The sequence below is a fragment of the Parageobacillus caldoxylosilyticus NBRC 107762 genome, from assembly GCF_000632715.1.
Taxonomy (GTDB): domain Bacteria; phylum Bacillota; class Bacilli; order Bacillales; family Anoxybacillaceae; genus Saccharococcus; species Saccharococcus caldoxylosilyticus.
The window spans coordinates 1-781 of the sequence record NZ_BAWO01000124.1 but is presented as its reverse complement, the minus strand read 5'-3'; the positions used below and the strand labels follow the sequence as shown (position 1 = coordinate 781).

Annotated in this window: 1 protein-coding gene; it reads left to right on the top strand. The window is 50.2% G+C overall.

Annotation, left to right across the window (positions count from 1 at the left end):
* A partial coding sequence (locus GCA01S_RS18920; protein WP_042412590.1) for a transposase occupies positions 1–781 on the top strand: 781 nt, incomplete at both ends.

Sequence of the window (781 nt, the reverse complement as noted above, 5' to 3'; positions counted from 1 at the left end):
CCCCCGTAAGAAAAAATATGAAGAATACAAAGAAAGATTAGGCGAACGGAACAGTTTTTCGAAAATGGATCCGGATGCCACGTTTATGCGGATGAAGGACGACCATATGAAAAACGGCCAGCTCAAACCGGGGTACAATGTGCAGATTGGGACAGAGAACCAATTCATCACTGGATTTAGCGTGCATCAACGGGCAGGGGATGCCGGATGTTTCATTCCGCATTTGGAGCAATTGGCCGCCTATGGACGCCCCATGCCTAAACAAGCCATTGCGGATTCCGCCTATGGGAGTGAGGAGAACTACACGTACTGTGAGAAAAAGAAGATAGTCGCCCTGATCAAGTACAACACGTTGGATCGGGAACAAACGAAAGCGTGGGCGAAGGAGATCGGCCGAATCGAGAACATGACGTATGATGAGGAGCTGGATGAGTGGATTTGCGCCAAAGGGGAACGGTTGGTGTTTGTGTATGAACGGAAGGAAACGACCGACAACGGGTACGTTACCGTCAAACGGACGTATCGTTGTACGGCTTGTGCCGGATGCCCGTTTCAAACGGCATGTGCCAAAGGCAAAGACACGAAAACCATCCGCGTTTCCTTGAGAAATCAACAACAACGGCAAGAGATCCGTAAACGGCTGTCCACGGAAGAAGGGGCGGCGACGTACCGAAAACGACAAATCGGAAACGAGCCGGTGTTTGGGCAAATCAAGCATAACCAGCAATTCCAGCGCTTTTTGTTAAGGGGGCTCCCAAAAATTACCTTGGAATGGGGGCTT